General features: G+C 60.3%; 21 protein-coding genes. 17 read left to right on the plus strand and 4 right to left on the minus strand.

The annotated features are described in order from the left end of the window. Positions 1 to 299 precede the first annotated feature (299 nt). The gene (locus ACP7D9_RS15580; RefSeq protein WP_426158422.1) at positions 300 to 1313 is read left to right on the plus strand and encodes an ABC transporter substrate-binding protein; all 1014 of its coding nucleotides are present in this window, start codon (positions 300 to 302) and stop codon (positions 1311 to 1313) included. A gap of 129 nt (positions 1314 to 1442) precedes the next feature. Here the strand turns inward: ACP7D9_RS15580 and ACP7D9_RS15585 are convergent, their stop codons facing one another. After that, positions 1443 to 2363: a LysR family transcriptional regulator gene (locus tag ACP7D9_RS15585; RefSeq protein WP_426158424.1), complete on the minus strand. Its 921-nt coding sequence runs from the start codon at positions 2361 to 2363 to the stop codon at positions 1443 to 1445. Positions 2364 to 2545: 182 nt separating this feature from the next. On the opposite strand from ACP7D9_RS15585, the gene ACP7D9_RS15590 reads away from it, so the two are divergent. Next, positions 2546 to 3466, plus strand: coding sequence for a TauD/TfdA dioxygenase family protein (locus ACP7D9_RS15590; protein WP_426158425.1), 921 nt, complete (start codon positions 2546 to 2548; stop codon positions 3464 to 3466). Between the two features lie 148 nt (positions 3467 to 3614). On the opposite strand, the gene ACP7D9_RS15595 is transcribed toward ACP7D9_RS15590, so the two are convergent. Further along, entirely contained in the window at positions 3615 to 5231 is a 1617-nt protein-coding gene (locus ACP7D9_RS15595; RefSeq protein WP_426158427.1) for an alkaline phosphatase family protein, read from the minus strand. A 126-nt stretch (positions 5232 to 5357) separates the two neighbouring features. Then, complete coding sequence (locus ACP7D9_RS15600; RefSeq protein ID WP_426158429.1) at positions 5358 to 6302, minus strand: LysR family transcriptional regulator; 945 nt, start codon at positions 6300 to 6302, stop codon at positions 5358 to 5360. A 165-nt stretch (positions 6303 to 6467) separates the two neighbouring features. Between ACP7D9_RS15600 and ACP7D9_RS15605 the strand changes: the two genes are divergently transcribed. From ACP7D9_RS15605 to ACP7D9_RS15660, 12 genes are all read left to right on the plus strand, one after another. Beyond that, entirely contained in the window at positions 6468 to 8828 is a 2361-nt protein-coding gene (locus ACP7D9_RS15605) for a TonB-dependent receptor (protein ID WP_426158431.1), read from the plus strand. A gap of 23 nt (positions 8829 to 8851) precedes the next feature. After that, positions 8852 to 10195: an aryl-sulfate sulfotransferase gene (locus ACP7D9_RS15610; RefSeq protein WP_426158433.1), complete on the plus strand. Its 1344-nt coding sequence runs from the start codon at positions 8852 to 8854 to the stop codon at positions 10193 to 10195. 272 nt (positions 10196 to 10467) lie between these two features. Continuing rightward, a complete protein-coding gene (locus ACP7D9_RS15615) occupies positions 10468 to 11277 on the plus strand; it encodes an energy transducer TonB (protein WP_426158435.1) in 810 nt (269 codons plus the stop codon). A 45-nt stretch (positions 11278 to 11322) separates the two neighbouring features. Next, entirely contained in the window at positions 11323 to 12048 is a 726-nt protein-coding gene (locus tag ACP7D9_RS15620; RefSeq protein WP_426158437.1) for a MotA/TolQ/ExbB proton channel family protein, read from the plus strand. A 1-nt stretch (position 12049) separates the two neighbouring features. Continuing rightward, positions 12050 to 12451: an ExbD/TolR family protein gene (locus tag ACP7D9_RS15625; RefSeq protein ID WP_426158439.1), complete on the plus strand. Its 402-nt coding sequence runs from the start codon at positions 12050 to 12052 to the stop codon at positions 12449 to 12451. Positions 12452 to 12648: 197 nt separating this feature from the next. Beyond that, complete coding sequence (locus tag ACP7D9_RS15630; RefSeq protein ID WP_426158441.1) at positions 12649 to 13230, plus strand: alpha/beta hydrolase; 582 nt, start codon at positions 12649 to 12651, stop codon at positions 13228 to 13230. Between the two features lie 51 nt (positions 13231 to 13281). Beyond that, complete coding sequence (locus ACP7D9_RS15635) at positions 13282 to 14214, plus strand: sigma 54-interacting transcriptional regulator (RefSeq protein ID WP_426158443.1); 933 nt, start codon at positions 13282 to 13284, stop codon at positions 14212 to 14214. A 167-nt stretch (positions 14215 to 14381) separates the two neighbouring features. Further along, positions 14382 to 15179, plus strand: a complete 798-nt coding sequence (locus ACP7D9_RS15640) for a MetQ/NlpA family ABC transporter substrate-binding protein (protein ID WP_016772222.1) — start codon at positions 14382 to 14384, stop codon at positions 15177 to 15179. A 535-nt stretch (positions 15180 to 15714) separates the two neighbouring features. Continuing rightward, positions 15715 to 16380 (plus strand): amino acid ABC transporter permease, encoded by a 666-nt coding sequence (locus ACP7D9_RS15645; RefSeq protein ID WP_312998183.1) that lies wholly within the window; start codon positions 15715 to 15717, stop codon positions 16378 to 16380. Then, complete coding sequence (locus ACP7D9_RS15650) at positions 16361 to 17020, plus strand: amino acid ABC transporter permease (protein WP_426158445.1); 660 nt, start codon at positions 16361 to 16363, stop codon at positions 17018 to 17020. Before ACP7D9_RS15645 ends, ACP7D9_RS15650 begins: the two co-directional genes overlap by 20 nt. Further along, on the plus strand, positions 17017 to 17799 hold the full coding sequence (locus ACP7D9_RS15655) for an amino acid ABC transporter ATP-binding protein (protein WP_426158447.1): 783 nt from the start codon (positions 17017 to 17019) through the stop codon (positions 17797 to 17799). Before ACP7D9_RS15650 ends, ACP7D9_RS15655 begins: the two co-directional genes overlap by 4 nt. After that, on the plus strand, positions 17796 to 18668 hold the full coding sequence (locus ACP7D9_RS15660; RefSeq protein WP_426158448.1) for a transporter substrate-binding domain-containing protein: 873 nt from the start codon (positions 17796 to 17798) through the stop codon (positions 18666 to 18668). Before ACP7D9_RS15655 ends, ACP7D9_RS15660 begins: the two co-directional genes overlap by 4 nt. A 48-nt stretch (positions 18669 to 18716) precedes the next feature. Here the strand turns inward: ACP7D9_RS15660 and ACP7D9_RS15665 are convergent, their stop codons facing one another. Further along, positions 18717 to 19913, minus strand: coding sequence for an AAA family ATPase (locus ACP7D9_RS15665; RefSeq protein ID WP_101156922.1), 1197 nt, complete (start codon positions 19911 to 19913; stop codon positions 18717 to 18719). A 199-nt stretch (positions 19914 to 20112) separates the two neighbouring features. Between ACP7D9_RS15665 and ACP7D9_RS15670 the strand changes: the two genes are divergently transcribed. Genes ACP7D9_RS15670 through ACP7D9_RS15680 form a run of 3 tightly spaced genes read left to right on the plus strand, consistent with a single transcriptional unit; the run spans position 20113 to position 25327 of the window. Continuing rightward, positions 20113 to 21216: an efflux RND transporter periplasmic adaptor subunit gene (locus tag ACP7D9_RS15670; RefSeq protein WP_426158449.1), complete on the plus strand. Its 1104-nt coding sequence runs from the start codon at positions 20113 to 20115 to the stop codon at positions 21214 to 21216. Next, a complete protein-coding gene (locus ACP7D9_RS15675; RefSeq protein WP_101156918.1) occupies positions 21213 to 22277 on the plus strand; it encodes an efflux RND transporter periplasmic adaptor subunit in 1065 nt (354 codons plus the stop codon). Before ACP7D9_RS15670 ends, ACP7D9_RS15675 begins: the two co-directional genes overlap by 4 nt. Next, the gene (locus ACP7D9_RS15680) at positions 22274 to 25327 is read left to right on the plus strand and encodes an efflux RND transporter permease subunit (RefSeq protein WP_426158450.1); all 3054 of its coding nucleotides are present in this window, start codon (positions 22274 to 22276) and stop codon (positions 25325 to 25327) included. The genes ACP7D9_RS15675 and ACP7D9_RS15680 overlap by 4 nt, the downstream gene beginning before the upstream one ends. Positions 25328 to 25329: the final 2 nt, after the last annotated feature.

Raw genomic sequence — 25329 nt, forward strand, 5'->3', positions numbered from 1 at the left:
TCCGCCTGTAGGGGCTGCCGAAGGCGGTGATCTTTAGCGGTATTAGCCACGTTAAAACAGTTATAAGGGAAAATAATAAATATCAATTTGGGAATAAGCGAAGCCATTTAAGGCTTGCAGCCCTTAACGCATCCAATGCATTCGAAGAATATTTTCGATGCTGTTAATGCATATCCCGCTGCAAGCCGCTCACATCGTCGCTTAGCTCATAAAGATATAAAAATGTGCATTTATAGTATTTAAGTGAAGGTGCGCATTCAGCCTACTTTCGCCTCCTCAGCGATCAAGGAGCCGCACCCATGAACCTCCCTTTCAAACGAATCATCCGCCTGCTGACCGCCCCGGCGCTTGCAGGCTTTCTCGCGCTCAGCGCCCAGGCCGAGGAGCTCAAGGAAATCCGCATCGCCGTGCCCGACCTCAGCGCCGGCACCCAACACAGTGGCGGCGGCATTGTCGATGTGCTGCGCGATCAGCAGATCTTTGAAAAGGCCTTCGCCGAGCAGGGCATCAAGATCCAGTGGAGTTTCTTCAAGGGCGCCGGGCCGGTGATCAATGAGGCGTTTGCCAATGGCCAGGTCGATCTGGCCTATCTCGGCGACCTCGCCGCGATCATCGGCAAATCCAATGGTCTGGACACGCGCCTGCTCAGCGCCACGGCGCGCGGGGTCAAGCAATACCTGGGCGTTGTGCCGGGCTCGGGGATCAAAACCCTCCAGGATCTCAAAGGCAAACGCGTGGCGATCTTCCGCGGTACGGCGACGCAGCTGTCGTTCGATGCGGCGCTTGCCAGTCAGGGCCTCAGCGAGAAGGACGTGAAGGTCATCAATCTGGATTTCAACGCGGCGGTCTCGGCACTCGCGGCCAAGCAGATCGATGCCTCGTGGGGCAGCTCCGCGCTGAGTGCGTTGCAAGCCAAAGGCCTGGCGGAATTGCCGCTCAACACCAAAGACCTCGGCGGCGCTGGCAGCGTGCAGGCGGTGTTGCTGGGTAATGGCGAATTTGTCGACGCCCATCCTGAGGTCATTGCGAAACTGCTCAAGGCGCAGCAGCAAGCGGTCGAATGGCTGACTCAGGAGAGCAACAAGGACGCCTATGTACAGCTGGTATCAGGGCTGGCCAGTTATCCGCCGGTAATCCTGGCTCAGGATCTGAAGGATCAGAATTTGAGCGAGATTTTCCCGTCGACGCTGGATCCGGTGTTCTTGAGCGGCCTGCAGGACAAGGTCGACCTGGCGGCGCAGCAGAAGCTCATTCGCAAACCGTTCAAGGTCAGCGATTGGGTGGCGCCTGAACTTTCTGCAGCCAGGCTTTAGCTTCCAGATCGTTCCCACGCTCCGCGTGGGAATGCAGCCGAGGACGCTCCGCGTCCTTTGTGACGCAGAGCGTCACGGGATTCATTCCCACGCAGAGCGTGGGAACGATCGGCGTCTGCCAAAGGTTTTTCAGACAGCGACGCTGACGTCCTGCCGATCCAACGCCACCAGCGTCTCGATCATTGCCCTCGCCGCTGGCGACAAGCGGAATCCGGTGCGGCTGACGATGCCGCAGCGCGCGTTCATGCTTTCGAGGTTCTGCGGCAGGTTGCGCCAATGCAACAGCACCAGCGAACCCTTGGCGACATCCTCGACAAACGCCTCCTCCGTGCCGACGCCGATCGCGTTGGATTGCAGCACCACTTTGACCAGCGCCGGAAAGTGCTCGGTTTCGATGGTCGGCGAGAAATCGATGCGCCCGCTGAGGTTCGCCAGCAGCTTGCGAATGCCCGGTGGAATCAGCGTCGCGGCCAGCGGATAGTCGAACATGTCGTTGGTCGACAGGCTTTCCTTGGCCAGCAACGGATGCCCCGGCCGGCAGAAAAACACGCCGCGCTTGGGCGTCAGCGGTTGCGTCTGGAAATTCGGGTCGGACTCGAAATGGCGGATGTCGGCGATGAAGAATTCGATCTCTTCGCGACTCAGCGCGCGGCTGAGTTTTTCCCAGTTATCCACCTGAAAACAGGTGCGCACTTTCGGGTGCGCATTGATGAATTGCGCCACCGCGTCCGGCACCAGTTTCACCGCCGGCGCCGGCCCGCAACCAAAATGCACTTCGCCGGCGTCGAGCTTGGTCATTTGTGTCACTTCAGCGCTGAGCAATGCCGCGCCCTGCACCAGGCTCAGGGCGTGTTGCAGCACCACTTGGCCTTCGGGCGTGGGGCGCAGATCCTTGTTGCCGCGATCAACCAACACGCAACCGAATTCCTGCTCCAGCCCCTGAATGCTGCGGCTGAACGCCGGTTGAGTGATGCCCATGGCGTCGGCCGCGCGGACAAAACTGCGGTGTTCGTTGAGGGCGATGAAGTAGCGCAACTGGCGAAGATCCATATGCTTTTCCGGCATCCTAAAAATAGCTCGAAGGCATTTGCGACGAGGGTTGCTTGAGGTTTTAAATGCAAGCTCTTATTCCGTCAACGAAGCATGTGAATATCTATTAGATATAAATGGAATATAGATAGAGCGTTGTTTCGCTGCCGTCAAAACCGCAAACCGTCGATGAGGGTCTTCCCATGAGCAATGCCGCACTCGCCGTAAAATCCGTTTCTCACGCGTTGGAAATTCACCCGGTAGCCGGTCGTATCGGTGCCGAAATCCGCGGCGTGCACCTGTCCGGTGAGCTGGACGCCGCCACGGTCGAAGCCATCCAGCAGGCGCTGGTCGAATACAAAGTGCTGTTCTTTCGCGAGCAGACGCAGCTCGACGATCAACGTCAGGAAGCCTTCGCCCATCTGCTTGGCGAACCGGTGGCGCACCCGACCGTGCCATCGCGCGAAGGCACCCGTTACCTGCTCGAGCTGGACGGCGCCGAAGGTCAGCGCGCCAACTCCTGGCACACCGACGTAACCTTCGTGGACGCCTACCCGAAAGCCTCTATCCTGCGCTCGGTGGTCGCCCCGGCATTCGGCGGCGATACGCTGTGGGCCAACACCGCAACGGCATACAGCGGCTTGCCGAGCGAGCTGCGTGAACTGGCCGACAAACTCACCGCCGTGCACAGCAACGAGTACGACTACGCCGGTGCGAAGCCGGACGTCTCGGCGGAAAAACTGGAGCGCTATCGCAAGGTCTTCACCTCGACCGTTTACGAAACCGAGCATCCGGTGGTGCGCGTGCACCCGATCAGCGGCGAAAAGAGCTTGCTGCTGGGGCATTTCGTCAAACGCATCAAAGGTTATTCACAGGCGGATTCGGCACACCTGTTCGGCTTGCTGCAGAGCCACGTGATCCGCCAGGAAAACACTGTGCGCTGGCGCTGGCAGGCCGGTGATGTGGCGATCTGGGACAACCGCTCGACGCAGCATTACGCGATTGATGATTACGGCACCCAGGATCGCGTGGTGCGCCGCGTGACGCTCAAGGGCGAGGTGCCGGTGGGGGTGAATGGGCAGCGCAGCCAGACTATCAAAGGTCCGGATATCGTCGGCGTCTGAATGATCGTTCCCACGCTCTGCGTGGGAATGCCTCGATGAACGCTCTGCGTTCGCTGTTGGGACGCGGAGCGTTGTGGGCTGCATTCCCACGCGGAGCGTGGGAACGATCGCTTGAACCTGTGGGAGCGAGCCTGCTCGCGAAGGGCTTTCACCACACTCCGATCTGAACGACCTTCTCGGTTTCCGGCTCGCCATAACGAAACCGCTGCCCGCGCAAATCGATCTCTTGATGGCTGATCGTCGTACGCCGCTTCAATCCGCGCAGCCATTCAAACAGATACCCCGCATGCTCCTCGCGCACCGCCGCGTACGCCGGGTCCTCACCCAGATCGCGCAGCTCCTGCGGGTCATTCAGCAGATCAAACAGCTGCGGTCGAAAGCCGTCGTACGCCAGGTATTTCCAACGCTCGCTGCGCACCATGGTCATGCGGCAACGGTCGATCGGCTGGCCGAGGCGTTGCCGCGCCGGGGCTTGAAAGGCGTAGTCGTATTCGCTGATTGCATAGCGACGCCAATCGGGATTTTCCCCGTGTAGCAACGGGATCAATGAGCGCCCTTCCAGTCGATGTTCCGCACTCGGTAATCCAAGCGCTTGAATAAACGTTGGCAACGCATCAATGGTTTCCGCCAGCCGATCATCGACAGTGCCGCGAGTGACATCCGCCGCCGCCCGAGGATCGCGAACAATCAACGGCACGCCTACCGCCTGCTCGAGCAAAAACTCCTTTTCGCCCAGCCAGTGATCGCCAAGGAAATCGCCGTGATCGCTGGTGAACACGATCAGCGTGTCGTCCCAGCGCCCATTGCTCTGCAGAAAATCGAACAGCCGCCCCAACTGATCATCCACTTGCTTGATCAGGCCCATGTAAGTGGGGATTACATTTAATCGTACTGAATCGCGGGAAAAGTTGAGGCTTTCCTCATGCTGACAAAAGGCAGTGTATACGGGGTGTTTGCTGGCTTTGGAGGGCGCCGCGCGGACTGGCTGCAGGATCGATTTCGTACTGTACAAGGCGTGGTATGGCGCCGGTACGATGTACGGCCAGTGGGGTTTGATGTACGAGAGGTGTAAACACCAGGATTTCTCGCCTTGCTCAGCGATGAAGTCGATGGCGCGATTTGTAGTGTAGACAGTCTCTGAGTGTTGCTCGGGAATTCGTGCTGGCAAATTCGCATGACGCATTTTCCAGCCGCTGAGGATTTCCCCGTTCTCGCCTTCGGCGGCATTCGCCCAGTCATGCCAGGGATTGCGCCCCTCGAAACCGTGTTCGCGCAGGTAATGGGTATAAGGGGCGGATTCGCGCTTGTCGTCGAACAGCGTGTCGTCGGGGTAGATGCCGTCGTGGCGCAGATAGGGTTCGAAGCCGACCTCGTTGAGCAATTCGGCTTGTGCGCTTTGCGGGTTGATCGCCAGGCGCTGCAAGGCGTCGACATTTGCCGTCGCATGGGTCTTGCCGACCAGCGCGGTGCGAATGCCGTGAGGTCGCAAGTAATCGCCAATCGTCAGCTCATCCAGCGGCAACGGCACGGCGTTCCATGCCACTTGATGGCTGCTGACATAGCGCCCGGTGTAGGCCGACATCCGCGACGGGCCGCAGATCGTGCCTTGGGTGTAGGCACGGCTGAAACGGACGCCTTCGGCGGCGAGGCGATCAATGTTTGGCGTGTGCAGATGCGGGTGTCCGTAGCAGGACAAGTAATCGCGGCGCAGTTGATCGCACATGATGTACAGCACATTGCGCACGGGGTTGGGCGGGGTGGGCATGGGGTTCACCGGTCAGTGGGACAGGTGAGGGTTTTCGCTGTCGGTGGGGGTTTTCGGCAAGTGCATTTGGGGAATGAAGATCATGCAGGGATTGCATCAGTGCCTGGCTGAAGCGATAGCGGTGGATCAGACGGCAAAATTCTCCAGCGAACACACCTCCTCATCCACCGCGTCAATCGCCTTGATCTGCTCGATCATCGCTTCGGCCAGGGGCGACAACCGATACCCGGCGCGGCTGACAATGCCATAGCGGGTGTACAGCTCCTCCAGGTCATCGGCCAGGCCTTCAATCTTCAAACAGACCAGCTCACCCTTGGCCAGATGCAGCGCATCGGAATACGCGCCGACAATCCCGATCGCTTCTGATCGCAGCACCACACTCAACAGACTCGAGCCGTTTTCGCATTCCACATTCGGGGTGAAATCCGGGCGACCGCTGAGGTCGACGATGACCTTGCGCAGGTTTGGCGGGCGGATGCTGACCGCCAGTGGATAACTCAGCAACTGCTCGGCAGTGATGCGTTCAAACGCTGTCAGCGGATGCCCGGCGCGGCAGCAGAAATGCCATTTGCGCGCTCGTAAGCGGTGGGTCTGGTAATCCGGGTCGGCCTCGAATTGCCGGGTGTCGGCGACGAAGAATTCGAATTCTTCGCTGAGCAGGCGTTTGCTCAGGCTTTGCCAGTCATCGACCTGAAACTGCACCCGCGCTTTCGGGTAGCGGCCGATGAACGCGCCGATCGCGCGCGGAATCAATCCGGCCGCCGGAGCCGGCCCGCAGCCAAAGCGCAACTCCCCGGCTTCGAGGCCGTTGAACTGGCTGATCTCGTTGGCCATCTGCTGCGCACCGCTGACCAGCCGCCGCGCATGTTCGAGCAGCACCTGGCCCTGTTTGGTCGGCGGCAATTCCTTGCGTCCACGGTCGACCAATTGGCAGCCGACGCTGTGTTCCAGCGCCTGAATGCTGCGGCTGAAAGCCGACTGCGACAGGTTCACTGCCTGCGCGCCGGCGACGAAGCTGCGTTGCTCAACCAGAGCGATGAAGTGACGCAGTTGGCGCAAGTCGATATGCATTTTTCACATAAAAAATATCCGGGAAATGCATTGGATATGCATTAGGTCGACTCCTTATAAAGGCAATCTCTTATGCAGTAAATATTTGTAAATCCATAAATAAATAACTGAAAAGAATATGCAGCGTTGAAAATGTCTGTGTGTTTTTTGACCAGGAGCCGCGTCATGAGTCCGTTGAATCTCGCGTTACCCCTATCCCCCCGACGGCTCAAACGCCTGCCTTTGGCGCTGTTACTGGCGGGCAGCGCCAGCTGGACTCACGGTTATGCTGCAGAAGCCGAAACCCCGCCACCGGTCCCGGCAGGCACAGCGGCGGCCAACGGTTCGCAGCTGGAAACGGTGACCGTTACCACCCGCCGCCGCGAAGAAAGCTCGCAAGATGTGCCGACGCCCATGAGTGTGGTCAGCGGGCAGAATCTGGAGACGCAACGGGTCTACCGAATTCAGGATTTGCAGCAACTGGTGCCCAGCGTCAACGTCGCCTACATGCATGCGCGCCAGTCCAGCGTGTCGATCCGCGGCCTGGGCAACAACCCGGCCAGTGATGGGCTGGAAGGCAGCGTTGGCCTGTACATTGATAACGTCTATCTAGGCCGTCCGGGGATGGCGGTGTTCGATCTGATGGACATCGAACAGCTCGAAGTTCTGCGCGGGCCGCAGGGCACCCTGTTCGGCAAGAACACCACTGCCGGGGTCATCAACATCAGCACCCGCGCGCCCAGTTTCACGCCCGAGCGCAGCATCGAAACCTCGGTCGGCGAGGACGGTTATTTCCAGACGAAGGGCACGATCTCCGGGCCGCTCAATGATCAACTGGCTGGGCGCTTTTCCGCGTATCGCACGCGCAGTGACGGCGACATCAAGAACGAATACGACGGCCACGACCTCAACGGCGGCTCCCGCGAGGGCTTTCGCGCGCAGCTGCTGTTCAAGCCCAATGAAGATTTCAACCTGCGCTGGATCGGTGATTACAACGAAGAAGATTCCAGCGCCGGCACCCGCGTGCTTTACAACACCGGGCCGACCATCAACGGCGTCAACCTGTATGAATCTCGGGCCAGCGCGGCCGGTGCGACGCTGGTCAACGGTCGGCACCGCAAGGTCAATCTCGACAACGACCAGCACGTCACCGTGCATCAGGGCGGCACGTCGGTGGAAGCCAACTGGACCTTGCCGAGCGACTTCACCCTGACGTCGGTCACCTCTTATCGTTTCTGGAATTTCACCCCGCGCAACGACGATGGCCTCAACGTGCCGGCCAGTTACAACGCTGGCGTGTCGGTGGAAGACAAACAGTATTCGCAGGAATTTCGCCTGGCCTCGCCCAAGGGTGAGTTCTTCGATTACGTGGTCGGCGCCTACTATTTCGGCTCGGATCTGGACAACAAATCCTTTGCCTATTACGGCCCGCAGGCCGACATCTGGAACGGCACGCCGGCCGGCAGCCTGGCCAATGTCACGAGCGTCGGCAAGGGGCACATCAAGACCGACAGTTTCGCCCTGTTTGCCCAGGGCACCTGGCACCTCAGCGATCGCCTGGATTTCACGGCCGGGGTGCGTGGCACCTACGAAGAGAAAAACGCCTCGGTCAGCCGCAACGCGCCGCTCGGCGGTGTAGCGGTGGCGGGCGCGGCAGCCAATGCGCGCCGCGGGCGTGCCGGCGCTTACGATTCCGGTGACTTGAATCAGTACAGCTCCAGCCCCTCGGGACTGCTTAATCTGAGCTATCGCATCACCGACGACGTGCTTGGTTACGCCACGCTGTCCCACGGCGAGAAATCCGGCGGGGTCAACCTTGCGGTCGGCTCCGCACCTACCGCTGGCGCCGACTCACTATTGATCGGCACCGAGCGCGCCAACAACGCCGAACTCGGATTCAAAAGCACCCTGTGGGATCACCGTCTGCAACTTAACGCCAACGTGTTCTGGACCCAGGTCAACGCTTACCAGACCAACGCCTATGACGCCGCCAACCGCGTGCAATACCTGACCAACGCCGGTTCGGTGCGCTCGCGCGGCATCGAGTTCGAAAGCACCGTGGTGCCGTTGCGTGGCCTGACGCTGAACTTCAACGGCTCGTACAACGATGTCAGCTACCTCTCTTACAAAGATGCGCCGTGCCCGCCGGAAGTCAGTCAGGCCCCGGGCGCGCCGGCCTCATGCGATCTCAGCGGCCATCAAGTGGTCGGCGCGTCGAAATGGATCGGCAACGCCAACGGCGAATACAAATGGAATCTGGACAACGGCTTAGAACCCTACGTCACCGGCAGCTATGCGTTCCGCTCCAAAGCGGTGGGCACGGTCGAGGATTCCGACTACGGGCAGATCCCCAGTTACGCGGTGGTCAACCTCTCCACTGGCCTGCGCGGCGATTTCAATCAGGGCCAGTGGGATGTCTCGCTGTGGCTGAAAAACGCCTTCGACAAAACCTACTACACGACCCTGTGGACCGGCGGCAACGGCGGCTATGAAGGCCTGCTCGGCACGCCACGGACCCTCGGCGTTACCGGTCGCTACGACTTCTGATCGAGCTTTCAAGGAGCTGCACCATGTTGCCCATCAAAAGCGCTTTACCTCTGCTGTTATCCGGCGCAGTCCTGAGCAGCGGCGCCTTCGCCGCGCCCAGTGTGTACCCGACCGGCGTCACCCGTTATGACCCGGACAAGGCGTTCAACCAGTACGTGATCTTCAGCGGCGCCGACAAGCAGACGCACCTGATCGACATGAATGGCAACGAAGTGAAAACCTGGGCGCAGGCCGGTTTCCCTTCAGCCATCATCGACCCGCAACTGGTCGGCGGTAAACGCGGCCACGTACTGCTGCAATTGAGTGACAAGGATCCCGGCAAGCTCGGCTCGGCGGGCAATGGCTTGGGCAATCAGAGCGTCGGCGAACTCGACTGGGACGGCAAAGTCGTCTGGCAGTGGGGCGACAAGGCACCCGGTGGGGCGGCGCAGCAGCATCACGACCAACGCCGCTTGAGCAATGGCAACACCGTGGTGCTGGCGAACAAAGTGCACAAGGTCAATGGCTTCAAGACGCCCGAAGTCATCGACGATGTAATCTACGAAGTCAGCCCCGACGGCGCAGTGAAATGGCAGTGGCTCGCCTCGGAACATCTGGGCGAATTCGGCTTCAGTGCCGAGCAGTTGAAACTGGTGCGCGCCAGTGACAACCCGGATTACCTGCACATCAACAACCTCAGTCTGGTCGGGCCGAACAAGTGGTTCGACGCCGGTGACAAGCGCTTCAGCCCGGACAATCTGTTGATCGATTCACGCAACGCCAACTTCATCGCCATCATCGATAAAAACAGCGGCAAAGTGGTCTGGCGACTGGGGCCGAACCTGCCGTTGATCAATCCGAAAACCGCGCAGAAACTGCCGCGCCCGGTCGATCAGTTCGTCGGTCAGCACGACGCGCGCATCATTCCCGCCGGACTGCCTGGCGCCGGCAATCTGCTGGTGTTCGATAACCAGGGTTCGGCGGGCTATCCGAACGTCACCCTCGGCTTGATAGCCGGTTCACGGGTGCTGGAAATCGACCCGCAGCAAAACCAGATCGTCTGGCAGTACAGCGCGGCCAATTCGAAGCAGCCGGGCTGGGCGTTCTATAGCTCGTTCATCAGCAGCGCGAGGCGTTTGCCCAACGGCAACACCTTGATCGACGAAGGCATGAATGGCCGATTTTTCCAAGTCACCGCCAGCGGTGAAAACGTCTGGGAGTACGTCAGCCCGTATCTGGGCAAAGCGCCGGGCAGTGACGCGATCAGCAATTGGGTATATCGAGCGTTGCCAGTGAGCTATGACTGGGTGCCGGCCGGTACGCCGCGCTCGGAAACTGCAGTGATCGCGCCTACCGTCGGCGTCCGGCAAACCAATGCCAGTCGTTGAACGAGCGCGGATGAATGCCGTGAACGAATACTTTTCATGCCGTAAAAGCATGCGATTTGTCGTCGGTTGCTGCAGCCCTTGTGGCGCGCGGCCTCGGTAAAAAAGGGCATTTTGTATATTCCTCGAAGGTCTATACATAACGTCAAAGATTACTTTCGGTGATAAGCGTCCACAGCCAATGATGATCCCGTCGACTACGCCGTGGGGGCATTACGAATGGCAAGTCGATCGCTTTGGTTAGTAGAACGAAAGAGACCGCAGGGAGTTGAACAATGGGCAATGTCCAGACCGTCGCCAGCGCAGGGGATTTGCTGTGGCGGCCAACGCCGGGTGGCGAACTGGTCGATCTTGGCCGGCCGCACCGTGTGCCGTTGGGGCAGTTGCGTTTGCAGCGTGCACCCAAGGGCATTTTGAGTCGGCGCGAAACCCTTCTGCTCGGTGTGCTCGCATTGGTCGTGCATGGCGCGGTGATTTACTGGGTCAGCCAGAAACCAACGCCAGCGCTGCCGGTGGTGCCGCCGGAAATTCCGCCGATGAGCATCGAGTTTTCGCGTCCGGCTCCGCCAGCGCCGCCGGTTGTTGCGCCGCCACCACCGGCGCCGGTGGTCGAACCGCCACCGCCGATGGAAGAGGAATTGGCGGTAAAACCGCCGCCGCCCAAGCCGATCGCCAAACCCAAACCGGTGGTGAAACCGCCGCCCAAACCCGCGCCCAAGGCACTAGAGCAGCCGCCAGCGCCAGCGAAATCGGCAGCGCCCGTCGCCGCACCAGCGCCAGCCGCGCCACCGGCACCTGCACTCGTTACCCCGGCGTCAGCCAACGCTGCGTATCTGAAAAACCCCGCGCCGGAATACCCGTCGCTGGCTCAGCGTCGCGGTTGGGAAGGCACGGTGTTGTTGCGAGTGCATGTATTGGCCAACGGCAAGCCGGGCGAGATCCAGATTGCCAAAAGCAGTGGCCGCCAGCAGCTCGACGACGCCGCGCTCAACGCTGTGAAGCGCTGGAGCTTCGTCCCGGCCAAGCAGGGTGATGTCGCTCAGGACGGCTGGGTCAGCGTGCCCATCGATTTCAAGATTCATTAAACCGAAACCAAATTCGCGCGAAATGTTTACACGAGGGAACACATCATGACGTTACTGGCATCTCCACTGGAATCCATCGAAAGTGCGGTGATCTGGCTGCTGGTGGTTTTTTCCGTCGCCACTTGGGGCCTGGCTTTGCTCAAGGCTGTGCAGTTCGGTCGTTTGAGGGCGCAGGATCGGCGCTTTCATAAACGCTTCTGGGCGGCGTCGAGCCTGGATGCCGCCGCCGAGCTGAGCGAAACCCAACCCGGTGCCGCAGCGCGGGTGGCGCAGGCCGGTTACGCGGCGATCCAGGTGGGCGAGGCGCCGCCGGCGAATGACCTGAGCCAGGCGATCAACCATCAGGATCGCCTCGAGCGCGCCCTGCGCCAGCAGATCGTCCGCGAACGGCGTTCGCTGGAAACCGGTCTGGCGGTGGTCGCGAGTATTGGCAGCACCTCGCCGTTCATTGGTTTGTTCGGCACGGTATGGGGAATCATGGAGGCGTTGAAAGGGATCAGCGCGGCGGGTTCGGCAAGCCTGGAGACAGTGGCCGGCCCGATCGGTGCGGCACTGGTCGCAACCGGCGTGGGTATTGCCGTCGCGGTGCCGGCGGTGTTGGTTTACAACTACTTTCTGCGCCGTCTGAAATTGACCGCAGCGGATCTCGATGACTTCGCCCACGACTTCTACAGCCTGGCGCAGAAGAGTGCGTTCCGCGTACTGATCCACCCGACCGCGCACAAGGTGGCGACGCCGGGCAACGCTGCAAAAGTGAAGGAGGCGTCTTGATATGGCCTTCTCCACGCAAGACACGGATGAGGTGCTCAGCGAAATCAACGTGACGCCGCTGGTGGATGTGATGCTGGTGCTGCTGGTGGTGTTCATCGTCACCGCGCCGCTGTTGACCAATGCGATACCGATCAACCTGCCGAAGACCGAAGCGGTGGCGCCGGTCGAGCAGAAGGATCCGCTGGTGGTGAGCATTGACGGCGCCGGCAAGCTGTTTATCAACAAGGACGAGATTCAGCCTGACTTGCTCGAATTCAACCTCAAGTCGGCCAAAGCGAAGGACCCGCAAGTGCGCGTGCAGTTGCAGGCCGATGATGGGGTGAATTACGGCGAAGTGGCGCGAGCCATGGCTTCGATCGAACGGGCCGGGATCACCAAGTTGTCGGTGATCACTGCGCGGTGACAGATTTTGTTTTTCCGGGGCCGTCTCCTTGGCAGGGTGCGGCCCTTTTTTATTCCGCAACTTTTGTCCCGCAGGCAGCTCCTACACGGTTCCTTATATTCAATTCAGGTATTAATAAATAGCTTCTTATTCCTTAACGGATATAACTCATCTCCCTATACTCGACCCGGAACAGACACGACGCAGGAGGGCTCCCCATGCGCAACGAATCAATCCGCTACCTGATTGTGCCGGGCTGGCAAGGATCGCCAGAAGATCATTGGCAAACCCATTGGCAGAACAGCCTGCCGAACAGCGCGCGGGTCGAGCAGGCCGATTGGCTGGCGCCGCGCCGTGAGGACTGGGTCGCCGCGCTGGCCGAAGCGATTGCCGCCGACAGCACACCGGTGATCCTGATCGCTCATAGTCTCGGCTGCATCACCGTCGCCCACTGGGCGGCGACTGCGCCGCTGCAATACCTGCGTCAGGTGCGCGGGGCGTTGCTGGTCGCGCCTGCAGACGTCGAGCGTCCTGCGTGCGCGCCGGCGCTGCGCAATTTCGCGCCGATTCCGGCCGATCTGTTGCCGTTCCCCAGTCAGGTCGTCAGCTCCGACAACGACGCCGCCGTCAGTGCGCCGCGCGCATTGGAACTGGCGCGCAACTGGGGCGCGGAGGCGGGGATTCTTGCCGGGGCCGGGCACATCAACGTCAAGTCCGGGCATCAGCGCTGGGAGCAGGGGTTTGCCTACCTCTATCGCCTGCAAAACCGCTTGGAACACCACGCCCGCCGTCGCGCCTGACCTTATTATTCAACGCCCCCGTCGGCTGGCGGTTTTGGGCGGGAGCCTGCCATGAGTTTGGAAACCTTCGGTCAGCCCTTGCTGACCTTTCCCGATGCGGAAAAAAGCCCCCTGAGCATTCGCGCCAAGGCGCTGGTGTTTGTCGACCCCCGCTCGCGTCAGTTGCGTGAAGAGCTGGAGCAACTGGCACCGCGCTCGATCTCGATTTTGATCCGTGGCGAGACCGGCACGGGCAAGGAGTTGCTCGCCCGGCATATCCATCGCGCCAGCGACCGCAGCGGTCTGTTCGTTTCGGTGAACTGCGGCGCGATCAGCCCGACCTACGCCGACGCCGAACTGTTCGGCTACGCCGCCGGCAGTCATAGCGGTTCGGCCAGCAGTCGCGCCGGCTGGTTCGGCTCGGCCAATGGCGGCACCTTGTACCTGGATGAGATCGGCGACTTGCCGCTGCCGATCCAGATCAAATTGCTCGCGGCATTGGAAAACCACGAAGTCACCCGTGTCGGTGCGCATCAGCCAAGTCCGGTGGATGTACGCCTGGTTGCGGCGACCAGCATCGATCTGGCCCAGGCTGTGGATGCCGGGAAATTCCATGAGCGACTCTATCACTACCTCAGCGAAGGTCATCTCGAGCTGCCAGCCTTGCGCGCGCGCACCGGCGATATCCTCTCGCTCGCCGAATATTTCCTCGGCATCTACAGCCAGCGTCTCGACCTGCCCGTGCCGCTGATCAGCGAAGCCGCGCAGAACGTGCTTGAAGAACACGGCTGGCCTGGCAACACCCGCGAGCTGGAAAATGTCATTCACTTTGCTCTGCTGGTCAGCACCGGTGACGAGATCCTGCCGGAACACCTGAACCTGCCTGACGCGTCTGCGCCGCAGGTTCAGATCGAACGTCTGGTCAGGCAGACCCATATAGGTGGTAGCAGTGCAGAGCGTAAGGCCTTGAAAGATTGGCTGATTCGCTTGAGCGAGGCGGTGTGAACATTTTCTTCAACATGAACAAAATGGAATATGAAGCTGAATAAACGTTATTGTCCGGGAATAAAAAATCCGGGTATTGTCCGCCTCACGCCAGCGATATCACTTCACTGGCACACGTATTAAATGCCGTCGTCGCTGACGACCGTGATTTTCGATAAGGACACTGCATGAAAAAGGTTCTGTTGTTTACCGCATTGGCGGCTGCGCTGACGGCTTCTTTCGCCAACGCTGGCGAGAAACTGGTGGTTGCCGCGACGCCGGTGCCCCACGCTGAAATCCTTGAGCTGATCAAACCGACCCTGGCCAAAGAAGGCGTGGATCTGGAGATCAAGGTGTTCACCGACTACGTGCAACCGAACGTACAGGTTGGCGAGAAGCGTCTGGATGCCAACTATTTCCAGACCCTGCCCTACCTGAACAGCTTCAACCAGGGCAAATACAAGGACGACAAATCCAAGTATCTGGTGACCGTGCAGGGCGTTCATGTTGAACCGTTCGGTGGCTACTCGAGCAAGTACAAGACCCTGGCTGAACTGCCGGACGGCGCGACCATCGCCATCCCCAACGAAGGCAGCAACAGCGGCCGCGCACTCATCCTGTTGCAGAAGGCTGGCCTGATCGAACTGAAAGATCCGAAAAACGCTCTGGCCACGCCGAAAGACATCGCCAAGAACCCGCACAACTTCAAGTTCAAGGAACTGGAATCAGCCCTGCTGCCGCGCGTGCTGAAAGAAGTTGATCTGGACATGATCAACACCAACTACGCGCTGGAAGCCAAGCTTAATCCGCAGAAAGATGCGCTGGTGATCGAAGGCGCTGACTCGCCGTACGTGAACTTCCTCGTTGCCCGCGAGGACAACAAGAACAGCGACGCGATCCAGAAACTGGCCAAAGCGCTGACCAGCCCGGAAGTCAAAGCGTTCATCGAGAAGAAGTACAGCGGCGCGGTGTTGCCGGCGTTCTGATCTGACGCTTCGTTCCGATATGAAAACGCCGATGGCCAGTGATGGTCATCGGCGTTTTTGTGCTTTTTAGAGAAAAGATCGCAGCCTTCCGCAGCTCCTACAGGGGAATGCGGTCTCCTGTAGGAGCTGCCGAAGGCTGCGATCTTTTGATCTGGCCCTTGCTTCAGGCCACCCGCGTTTTCAAGGCCCGGCGCAGCGCCCTCAGCAATTTCACGATGTCCTGCGGATCCAGCCGCTGCGGCACTTTTACATCCATGTTGTTGTTCCTTGTGATGAATGGCCCGAGAGTCTGGCCAAAAGCTGTGGGTCCTTGGAGGTCTTTCGTGAAAAAAAGATATGTCCTACAACGCAAAGGAAAATAGCCTTCTTATTCCTTCCCGGCAAACCTGCAGGATAGTTTTTTGGGTGATATCAATATGCTTTAACGGTATTTAAATTCTTGTTTTTATACCTATAAAGTCAGTGCCTGCCGGACAGCCACCCGCTGTCCATGGATTGCATCACCGCCGCTTACCGAGCGGCGTCAGGACGCTTCATGACTTTCGACTACGCCTTTATCCTCAGCACCCTGCCGGCCTTTCTCAAAGCCGTGGGCGTGACCCTGCAGGTCGGTCTGATCGCGATCGGCACTTCGCTGCTGGTGGCGCTGCTCAACGCGACGATTCTGGTGTTTCGCACGCCTTATCTGCAAAAACTGGTCGGCTGCTATGTCGAGCTGGCGCGTAACACGCCGCTGCTGATCCAGTTGTTCTTCGTTTACTTCGCTCTTCCGGCTCTGGGAATCAAGGTCTCCGGTTACGCCGCAGCAATCATCACCATGACTTTTCTGGGCGGCGCCTACCTCACCGAAGTGCTGCGCGCCGGGGTCGATGCGGTGCCCCAGGCGCAACTCGAATCGGGGCGTTCGATTGGCCTGTCCCACGGCCAGTTGCTGCGCTACGTGATCCTGCCGCAGGCGGGGATCCTCAGCCTGCCGTCACTGTTCGCCAATTTCATTTTCCTGTTGAAGGAAACCACTGTGGTCTCGGCGGTGGCGGTGCCGGAAATCCTCTACACCACCAAGAGCTACATCGCGCTCTATTACAAAACCTACGAAATGCTCGCCGTGCTGACGCTGATCTGCGTGCTGCTGTTCTTGCCGCTGTCGCTATTGCTCAGCCGTCTGGAAAGGAGGCTTCAGCATGGCCAGTTCGGGTCTTGAGTTGCTTTGGGTGTCGTTGCCGCAATTGGCTAAAGGCGCCGGGCAGACGCTTTCAATCTCGTTTCTGGGCATCGCCATCAGCACGGTGGGCGGTGTGCTTTACGGTGTGTTGCGCACGTTGAACGTAACGTGGCTGAACGCGGTTTTGCGCGTTTATCTGGAGCTGTTCCGGGCGATTCCGGTGCTGGTCTGGTTGTATCTGCTGTTCTTCGGTTTGCCGATTTTCTTTGGCCTGAGCCTGCCGAGCTTCTGGTGCGCGGTGTTGGTGCTGTCGCTGTGGGGCGCCAGTGAGGTCGGCGAAGTGGCGCGCGGTGCGCTGCATTCGTTGCCGCGCGGGCAGCGCGAAGCGGGGCTGTCGATTGGTCTCAATACTGCGCAACTGTATGGCTACGTGCTGCTGCCGCAAGCGCTCAAACGCATGACGCCGCCGACCATCAACGTCTACACGCGGATCATCAAGACCAGTTCGCTGGCGGTGCTGATCGGCGTCGTCGACGTGATCAAGGTCGGCCAGCAGATCATCGAGCGCACCTACGAATCGGTGCTGATCTACGGCGCGCTGTTCCTGTTTTTCTTTTTTATCTGCTACCCGCTCTCGGCCGCCTCGCGCGTGCTGGAGCGGCGCTGGACGCAAGCATGAGCGCACTGATCGAGTTTCACGGTTTTAACAAATTCTATGGCGCGCAGCAGGTGCTCAATGGCATCGACCTGCAAGTGCAGAGCGGCGAAGTGATCGTCATTCTTGGCCCCAGCGGTTGTGGCAAAAGCACCTTGCTGCGTTGCCTCAATGGTCTGGAAGAAGCGCACAGCGGCAGCCTGAAATTCGTCGGGCGGGAGCTTCTGAACAAAGCCACTGACTGGCGCGAAATCCGTCAGCAGATCGGCATGGTGTTCCAGAGTTATCACCTGTTCCCGCACATGAGTGTGCTCGACAATCTGCTGCTCGGCCCGCTCAAGGTGCAGAAGCGCCAGCGTCGCGAAGCGCAACAGCAGGCCGAAGCCCTGCTTGAGCGTGTTGGCCTGCTCGCCAAGCGCGATGCTTTCCCGCGTCAGCTCTCCGGCGGCCAGCAGCAACGCATCGCCATTGTTCGTTCGCTGTGCATGAACCCCCGGGTGATGCTCTTCGACGAAGTCACCGCCGCCCTCGACCCGGAGATGGTCAAGGAAGTGCTGCAAGTCATTCAGGACCTGGCCCGCGAAGGCATGACCCTGTTGATCGTCACCCACGAAATGGCCTTCGCCCGCGCGGTGGCCGATCGCATCGTGTTCATGGATGCCGGCCGCATCCTCGAACAGAACCCGCCCGAGATTTTCTTTACGAACCCGCAAACCGCACGCGCGCAGCAGTTTCTGGAGAAGTTCTCCTTCGTTGCAACATCGCCAAAAACGAATCCGAAAAAGGAACTGGAACCGCTATGAAAACTGCCGCGTTGTTACTGCCTCTGCTCAGCCTCGCCTTACTCGCCGGTTGCGGTAAAACCGAAGAGCCGCCAAAGCCGAAAGTCGCCAGCGAAAGCGCTGCGCCCGCCGGTTATCTGGACAAGATCAAGGCCCGCGACAAACTGATCGTCGGCGTCTTCACCGACAAGCCACCGTTCGGCTTCGTCGATGAGGCTGGGCGCTACGTCGGCTTCGACACTGACATCGGCCGGCGTTTCGCCAAGGATCTGCTCGGCGATGAAAGCAAGGTCGAGTTCGTCGCTGTCGAACCCGCGAGCCGCATTCCGTTTCTGCAAAGCGACAAGGTCGACCTGATCCTCGCCAACATGACCGTCACCCCGGAGCGCAAGGAAGCGGTGGAATTCACCAACCCGAACCTCAAGGTGGCCGTGCAGGCGCTGGTGCCGCAGGGCAGTTCGGTGAAGGCACTCGATGATCTGGCGACGCGCACCACGATTGTCACCACCGGTACCACCGCCGATATCTGGCTGACCAGGAACCACCCGGACTGGAAACTGCTCAAGTTCGAAAAAAACTCCGAGTCGCTGCAGGCCTTGGCCAATGGTCGTGGCGATGCCTACGCGCAGGACAATCTGGTGCTGTTCAGCTGGGCCAAGCAGAACCCGGGCTATCGCGTGCTCGAGGAAAAACTGGGTGCCGAGGCGCCGATTGCGCCGGCAGTGAAGAAGGGCAATCTCGAGTTGCGTGATTGGGTCAACAGCGAGTTGGCCAAGTTGGGCGAGGAGAAATACCTGCTCAAGCTGTATGACCAATATGTGCGCAAGGAACTGAGTGATGACACCCGGCCTGAGAGTGTGATTGTTGAAGGAGGCAAGTGGCAGGGGTGATTTCCTGTTGATCGTTCCCACGCAGAGCGTGGGAACGATCGGAGTGGGTTAGTCCGGCCAGTGCCACGCCGGCTCATCCAGCACTCGCTGGCCGACAATCCCGGTCTGCCCCAGCGTCTTCTCCAGCACGATGCAATTGCACTCCGGATCTTCCTGCAATGCCGAGATCAGCCGCCGCGCATGGGACACCACCCACACCTGGCACTGTTGCGAAGCGCGAATGATCAGCCGCGCCAGCGCCGGCAGCAGATCCGGGTGCAGACTGGTTTCCGGTTCGTTGAGCACCATCAGCGACGGTGGCCTCGGCGTCAGCAACGCCGCAACCAGCAGCAGATAACGCAAGGTGCCGTCCGACAGCTCTGCCGCCGACAACGGCCGCAGCAAACCTTCCTGATAAAACTCGATGGCGAAACGGCCGCCGGCCTGCGCTTCGATATGCACCCGTGCGCCGGGGAACGCATCGGTGATCGCTGCACGCATTGCGTCGCCGTCACCGATTTCGATAATGGTCTGCAGCGCCGCCGCCAGGTCGCGGCCGTCGTGGTGCAGCACCGGCGTGCGTGTCCCCAGTTGCGGCTGACGCACCGGCGCGTCGGCATCGCTGCGAAAGTGATCATAGAAACGCCAGCGGCGGATGAACTCGCGCATCTGGAACACTTCCGGCGAGCTGCGCAGGCTGCCGACCTGATCGAACAGGCTGTCGAAATTCGGCGTGTGCTGCGCCAATACATCCCATTGGCGCTCGGTACGTGCGCGGATCAGCGGGCCGTCGCGATCCACCAGCAGGCTGGCGGGACGGTAATGCGGGCCAGCCCAGATACATTCGCGCTTGATCTGCGGATCGAGGCCGAAGCGCGACGGGATCGGTCGCGAATGTTCAGGGAGCATGAAATGCCCGTTGGAGTCGGGCAGACCGAGGCTGATCGAGTAACTGAAATCCTCACCGGCAAATCCCAGTCGCAGTCGCTTCACCCCTTGGCGCACCGTCGGCTGGATCGCCACTTCAGCGTTGCGCATGCGCCGGCTGATGGTTTCCGGCCCGGCCCAGAACGTCGAATCCAGCCCGCCTTCGCGCGCCAGCGCATTGACCACGCCGCCCTGCGCGGTTTCCGCCAGCAGGCGCAAGGCGCGGTAGAGGTTGGACTTGCCGCTGCCATTGGGACCGGTGATCAGGTTCAGGCGCCCGAGCGGAATCACCAGTTTGTTGATCGAGCGGTAATTGGCCACCGCCAGGGTATGCAGCATGGAATTCCTTCTCTGTAGGTGCCCCTTGTAGGAGCCGCCGAAGGCTGCGATCTTTTGATCTTGATCTTTAAAAACAAAGATCGCAGCCTTCGGCAGCTCCTAAAGGGAAATGTTGTGATCGCTCAGGCGAACGTTGAACCCTGTCCTAAGCTCACAGTCGTATCGTCACTTGCACGTTCGTACACAGGAAGGAGTCTGCATGGCAAGTCCCGGAATGAAAACAGCGGTCATGCTGAGTCTGTTCACGTTGCTGACCGCGTGCGGCGACAAGAAACCTGCTGAGGAATATTTGCCACGGGTCTTTGTGCAAGAGGTCGAACCGGCCAATTACGCCGCAGCGGTGACCCTCACCGGTGATGTGCAGGCGCGAGTGCAGACGCAGCTGTCGTTTCGCGTCGGCGGCAAGATCATTGAGCGTATGGTCGATGTCGGCGACCGCGTCACCGCCAGGCAGGTGCTGGCCAGACTCGATCCGAAAGATCTGCAGACCAACGTCGATTCCGCTCAAGCCCAGGTCGCCGCCGAACAGGCCCGCGTCAAGCAGACAGCAGCGGCGTTCGTCCGTCAACAAAAGCTGCTGCCCAAGGGCTACACCAGCCAGAGCGAATACGATTCCGCCCAGGCGGCGCTGCGCAGCAGCCAGAGCGCATTGAGCGCGGCGCAGGCGCAGCTGGCCAACGCCAGGGACCAGCTCAGCTACACCTCGCTGATCGCTGATGCACCCGGTGTGATCACCGAGCGTCAGGCCGAAGTCGGCCAAGTGGTACAGGCCACCGCGCCGATTTTCAGCCTTGCCCGCGATGGTGACCGCGACGCGGTGTTCAATGTTTACGAATCGTTGCTGGCCGAGCGGCCATCCGATCGTTCCATCGTGGTCAGCCTGCTCGATAACCCCGAGATCAAGACCACCGGCACCGTGCGCGAAATCACCCCTTCGGTATCGGCACAATCGGGCACCGTGCAGGTCAAGGTCAGCCTCGACAAGCTGCCGCCAGGCATGCAGCTTGGTTCGGTCGTGAGCGCCACCGCCAAAGGCACCGGCAAATCGGCGGTGGAACTGCCCTGGTCGGCACTGACAAAAAACATCAGCGACCCGGCGGTATGGCTGGTCGATGACAAGGGTGAAGCGCAGTTGCATACGGTCACGGTCGGTCGTTACCTGACCGGCAAAGTGATCATCAGCGAAGGCCTCAAGGGCGGCGAGAAAGTCATTGTCGCCGGCGGCCAGTTGCTGCACCCCGGCATGAAAGTCGAGATTGCCGAAAACACTTACAAGGATCTGCAGCCGGGAGCGCAGCCATGAAGCGCCTCGGCCTGTTGTGCATCGCGCTGCTGCTGGGCGCCTGCTCGGAAAAGGAAACACCGCCGGAACCGGTACGGCCGGTGCTGTCGGTCACGGTCAAGGCACTGAACGAAGAGAGCCTCGGGCGCTTTGCCGGCAGCATTCAGGCGCGCTACGAGAGCAACACCGGTTTCCGCGTCGGTGGACGTATCGCCAGCCGTAACGTTGACGTCGGCGCCGAGGTGCAGAAGGGCACCTTGCTCGCCACCCTCGACCCGTCCGACCAGCAGAACCAGTTGCGTTCGGCCCAGGGCGATCTGGCGAGGATTCAGGCGCAACTGATAAACGCTCAGGCCAACGCACGCCGGCAGCAAGCGCTGTTCGATCGCGGCGTCGGTGCACAGGCACAGCTGGATGTCGCCAACACCGAGCTTAAAACCACCCAGGCCTCGCTCGATCAGGCGCGGGCGGCGGTCAGCCAGAGCAAGGATCAATTGAGCTACACCGAGCTGCGCTCTGATCACAAAGCCGTGGTCACTGCGTGGAACGCCGAAGCCGGGCAAGTGGTGACGGCCGGGCAGCAAGTGGTGACGCTGGCGCAACCGGACATCAAGGAAGCGGTGATCGATCTGCCCGATACGCTGGTCGATCAGTTGCCCAGCGACGTGGTGTTCTCGGTGGCCGCACAACTGGACCCGAGCATCAACACCACGGCGATCATCCGCGAGATCGAGCCCCAGGCACAAAGCGCCACGCGCACCCGCCGTGCACGCCTCACCCTGACGGATACGCCGGACGGTTTCCGCCTCGGCACTGCAATCAGCGTGACCCTCAGTTCAGCGATCAAACCACGGATCGAATTGCCGCTGACGGCGCTGCAGGAATTCGACGGCAAAACCCGTATCTGGGTGATCGACACGCAAAACAAAACCGTCAACCCGCGAGACGTCAGCGTGGTCAGCCGCAGTGACAACAGTGTGGTGCTCGCTGGCGGCGTGCGAAACGGCGAGCGCGTGGTCAGCGCCGGCGTCAACAGTCTCAAACCCGGACAATCGGTAAAACTTGACGAGGACAGTCAATGAAAGGCTCTTTCAACCTCTCCGAATGGGCCCTCAAGCATCAGTCTTTCGTGTGGTACCTGATGTTCGTCGGGCTGCTGATGGGCGTGTTCTCGTACTTCAATCTGGGTCGCGAAGAAGACCCGTCGTTCACCATCAAGACGATGGTGATCCAGACCAAATGGCCGGGCGCGACCCAGGAAGAAACCCTTAAACAGGTCACCGACCGCATCGAGAAAAAACTCGAAGAACTCGACTCCCTCGACTATGTGAAAAGCTACACGCGCCCCGGCGAATCGACGGTCTACGTCTACCTGCGCGACACCACCAGCGCCGAGGACATTCCGCAAATCTGGTACCAGGTGCGCAAGAAGATCGACGACATTCGCGGCCAGTTTCCCCAAGGGATTCAAGGGCCGGGATTCAACGACGAGTTTGGCGATGTGTTCGGCTCGGTCTATGCGTTCACCGCCGACGGCCTGACCATGCGCCAGCTACGTGATTACGTGGAGCAGGCGCGCGCCGAGATTCGCAGCGTGCCGGGGCTGGGCAAGGTCGAAATGGTCGGCCAGCAGGACGAAACGATTTACCTGAATTTCTCCACGCGCAAACTCGCAGCGTTAGGCATCGATCAGCGTCAAGTGGTGCAAAGCCTGCAGTCGCAGAACGCGGTAACGCCGGCCGGGGTGATCGAGGCCGGGCCCGAGCGGATTTCCGTGCGCACGTCGGGGCAATTCGCCTCGGAAAAGGATCTGGCCGAGGTCAATCTCAAACTCAACGACCGTTTCTATCGTCTGGCCGATATCGCCGACATCCGCCGCGGCTACGTCGACCCGGCCACGCCTGAATTCCGCTTCGACGGCAAACCGGCGATCGGCCTGGCGATTGCCATGCAGAAGGGCGGCAACGTTCAGGAGTTCGGTAAGGCACTGCACGAGCGTATCGACCAGCTCACCGCTGACTTGCCGGTCGGCGTCGGCGTGCACACGGTGTCCGATCAGGCGGTGGTGGTGGAAGAAGCCGTCGGCGGGTTTACCAGCGCACTGTTCGAAGCGGTCATCATCGTGCTGGTGGTGAGCTTCATCAGCCTCGGCGTGCGTGCCGGCCTGGTGGTGGCCTGCTCGATTCCGCTGGTGTTGGCGATGGTCTTTGTGTTCATGGAATACAGCGGCATCACCATGCAGCGAATTTCCCTCGGCGCGCTGATCATCGCCCTCGGCCTGCTGGTGGACGACGCGATGATCACCGTGGAAATGATGGTCACACGCCTGGAAATGGGCGAGAGCAAGGAGGAGGCGGCGACGTACGCCTACACCTCGACGGCGTTCCCGATGCTCACCGGTACGCTGGTGACTGTCGCCGGTTTCGTGCCCATCGGCCTCAACGCCAGCTCGGCCGGTGAATATACATTCACCCTGTTCGCGGTGATCGCCGTGGCAATGATCGTGTCGTGGGTGGTGGCGGTGTTTTTCGCACCGGTGATCGGCGTGCACATCCTCAGCGACAAGGTGAAGGCGCACGATGCCGAGCCGGGTCGCGTTGGCCGGGCGTTCAATGGCGGGCTGCTGTGGGCCATGCGCAATCGCTGGTGGGCGATCGGCGTCACCGTACTGCTGTTCGTGCTGGCGGTGTTCTGCATGCGTTTCGTGCAGAACCAGTTCTTCCCCGCTTCGGATCGGCCGGAAATTCTGGTCGACCTGAACCTGCCGCAAAACGCCTCGATCGACGAAACCCGCAAAGCGGTGGACAAGCTCGAAGCCACGCTCAAGGGCGACCCGGACATCGTGCGCTGGAGCACTTACATCGGCCAGGGCGCGATCCGTTTCTACTTGCCGCTGGACCAGCAACTGCAAAACCCGTACTACGCGCAACTGGTGATCGTCAGCAAGGATTTCGAAGCCCGCGAGGCACTGAGCCAGCGCCTGCGCGAGCGCTTGCACAAGGACTTCGTCGGCATCGGCAGTTACGTTCAGGCCCTGGAGATGGGCCCGCCGGTAGGGCGTCCGATCCAGTACCGGGTCAGCGGCAAGGACGTCGATCAGGTGCGCAAATACGCCATCGACCTGGCCACCGAACTGGACAAGAACCCGCACATTGGCGAGATCATCTACGACTGGAACGAGCCGGGCAAAGTCCTGCGCATCGATATCGCCCAGGACAAGGCACGCCAGCTCGGCCTGTCTTCGGAAGACGTGGCGAACCTGATGAACAGCATCGTCAGCGGCTCGCCGCTGACTCAGGTCAATGACGATATTTACCTGATCAACGTGGTCGGTCGCGCGGTGGAGTCCGAACGTGGTTCGCCGAGAACCCTTGAGAACCTGCAGATCGTCACGCCGAGCGGCACCTCGATTCCGCTGCTGGCGTTCGCCACCGTGCGCTATGAGCTGGAACAGCCGCTGGTGTGGCGTCGTGACCGCTTGCCGACCATCACTATCAAGGCCTCGGTGCGCGACGAGATTCAGCCGACCGACCTGGTGAAACTGCTCAAGCCATCGATTGACGCCTTTGCCGCCAAACTGCCGGTCGGCTACAAAGTCGCTACTGGCGGTACGGTCGAGGAAAGCGGCAAGGCTCAAGGGCCGATCGCCAAGGTCTTGCCATTGATGCTGTTTCTGATGGCGACGTTCCTAATGATCCAGTTGCACAGCGTGCAGAAGATGTTCCTGGTCGCCAGTGTCGCGCCGCTGGGACTGATCGGCGTGGTCCTGGCGCTGGTGCCGACTGGCACGCCGATGGGCTTTGTGGCGATTCTGGGGATTCTCGCGCTGATCGGCATCATCATCCGCAATTCGGTGATTCTGGTGACGCAGATCGACGAGTTCGAGCAGAAAGGCTACGCGCCGTGGGACGCGGTGGTTGAAGCCACCGAACACCGACGCCGACCGATCCTGCTTACCGCTGCGGCGGCGAGCATGGGCATGATCCCGATTGCCCGCGAAGTGTTCTGGGGCCCGATGGCCTATGCGATGATCGGCGGGATCGTCGTGGCGACGCTGCTGACGCTGCTGTTCCTGCCGGCGCTGTATGTGGCCTGGTACAAGATTCGCGAGCCTGAAAAGGAATCTTCCTGAAG

This window comes from Pseudomonas sp. TSRC2-2 (assembly GCF_049897785.1).
GTDB lineage: Bacteria > Pseudomonadota > Gammaproteobacteria > Pseudomonadales > Pseudomonadaceae > Aquipseudomonas.